Source organism: Gordonia sp. NPDC003422 (genome assembly GCF_053588675.1).
Map to the genome: position 1 here is coordinate 1 of NZ_JBSFQL010000066.1, position 2,382 is coordinate 2,382.

The window sequence follows — 2,382 nt, forward strand, 5'->3', positions numbered from 1 at the left end:
CCGTTTGAGGAGAATCCGAAGGGGTGGAAGGCGTTTTGGAAGTCGGTGGGTAATTGGATTGATGAGCATGCTGATGTGTTGAAGACGATTTCGGATGTGTTGATCACGGTGGGTTCGTTGGTGGCGTTGTTGCCGGGGTTGGGCACGTTGGTGGGTGGGATCATCGCGGGTATTGGTGTGGGTATTGGGTTGGCGTTGACGTTGACGGGGAATATGTCGTGGGGTGAGTTCGCGATGTCGGCGGCCGGTGCTTTTCCAGGGGGTAAGGCGGCGCAGGTCGGGAAGTTGGCCAAGTTCGGTCGGGCGTGTCGGGGTGAGCCTGTGGATATGGCGTCGGGGGATGTGGTCGACACCGATGTGGATGTGCGGATTGATGGGGTGTTCCCGTTTGTGTTCGAGCGTCATTTGATGACGTCGTTTCGGGCGGGACGTTCGTTTGGTCCGTCGTGGGTGTCGTTGTTGGATTGTGTGGTCGAGATCGACCGCGATCAGGTGATGTTCATCGGCCCGGACGGGGCGGGGGTCGGGTTCGGGCTGCCTGAGGGTGACGGCGAGGTCGGGTCGCGGGAGGTGTCGGGGTGGCGGTTGTCGTTTGTGGATGGCGCCTACCGGGTGCGTGATGTTGCTGCTGGTGTCACGTATGTGTTCGCGGTCACGGGTGAGGCGTCGTCGGTGCGGGTGGATACCGCCGAGGACACTGGCACCGAGGGCGCTGGCATCGCGGACGCTGGGTTGGTCGGTGGCGGGGGTGGCGCTGCGGAGGTTTCTGCTGTGTCGGCTGTGGGGGTGCCGGAGTCGTCGTTGGCGGGGGTGACGGATTTTTCGGTGGTGGTGGGGTGCACGGCGGTGGTGCATCACAGTGGTCACCGTTATGAGATTGATTACGATCCGCGGTCGGGTTTCCCGGTGCGGGTGCGGCTTTCGGGTGGTGCGGTGGTGTCGGTGGCCACTGATGCGGTGTCGGGTCGGGTGGTGGGGTTGTCGGTGAGCGATGGGTCGTCCTCGTCGGACATGACGGCGGTGGTGGAGGTGGTGCGGTACGGGTATTCGGCGGCCGATGAGTTGGTGGAGGTGATCAATTCGTCGGGGCAGGCGATGCGTTATGAGTACGACGGTGCGGGCCGGATGTGTGGGTGGACCGACCGTAATGGCACGGCGTATCGGCATCGGTTCGATGGGCAGGGCCGGTGTGTGGCGCAGGCCGGGACGGCTGGTGTGTATGCGAATGCGTTTGTGTATCTGCCGGATACCGGTCCGGATGCGGTCGCTGGTGGCACGGTGTCGGTGATCGTGGAGACCGCTACTGCGATGGATGTTGCCGCGATGTCTACCCCGGGTGGGGGTGGGCAGATCGGTGCGGTGATCGACCGTCTGAGCCGGTTGCCGTTGGTGTCGGCGTTGACGGCCGAGGGCGTCGAGGGTGTGGGTGTGCGGTTGCCGGGTCGGGTGTTCACCGGTGGCGGCGGGCATGTGGCGGCGGGTGAGGCTGTGCTGGCCGGGGTCGATGAGGCGTTGCTGGTTGATGAGGTGTTGGGTGATGTGCGTTTCGAGATGTTCCGGTGTGACCCCGACGGACAAGTCTGGCAAGAAATCAGTGCCGCGGGTGGCATCCGTACGTTGGAGTTTGATCGGCAGCGTGTCGCCCGCGAGGTGGACGCTGCTGGGGTGGTCACGCGGTGGCGTCGCGACCGGGATGGGTTGGTGCTGGCCGAGGAAACCGCCCAGGGTGCGGCCACGAGTATCGAGTACGCGCCGTTGGGGATGGCGACCCGACTGGTCGATGCGGCCGGCCGTGTCACCGAGGTGACGGTGGACGTCGCGGGCAATGTGGTAGCGGTGACCAGGCCCGACGGATCGACCACTCGTTACGACTATGACTACCGCGAGTCGGGGTCGGTGCTGGCGGCGATCACCGACCCGGGCGGCGCGAGGACCGTGATCGAGTCGGATGCGGCGGGCCGTCCGGTACGGGTGATCGATCCGGCGGGTCGGGTGGTGTCCTACGAGCGTGACGTGTTCGGGAACGTGACGTCGGTGCTCGACCCGGAAGGCCACCAGACGCGGCAACGCTGGTCTGCCCACGGCCATTTGCTGGAGCGAGTGCATGCTGATGGTTCTCGCGAGGAAGCAACCTATGACGCCGAGGGCAATCTCGTGGCAGCGGTCGACGAGATCGGCGGCCGCCATGGCGTGCGGTATGGGGTGATGGACGCCACGGCCGAGACCGTGACCGCAGATGGCGCCCTGTTGCGGCTGGCCTATGACTCGCAGCTGCAGATTCGTGAGGGAGCTTGTCAAGATGTCTGTGTAAGAACGTGACTCCTGGGTTTCCTGTGGTTGCTGGTTGGGTCTAGTTGAGGTGGGGTTCGATGCGGTCGGGGT

At 64.7% G+C, this 2,382-nt stretch carries 1 protein-coding gene; it reads left to right on the forward strand.

Annotation, left to right across the window (positions count from 1 at the left end; genetic code table 11):
* The coding region (locus ACWDTF_RS24750) for a DUF6531 domain-containing protein (protein WP_449755243.1) at nt 1–2,319 on the forward strand (2,319 nt) is incomplete at its 5' end.
* Nucleotides 2,320–2,382: the final 63 nt, after the last annotated feature.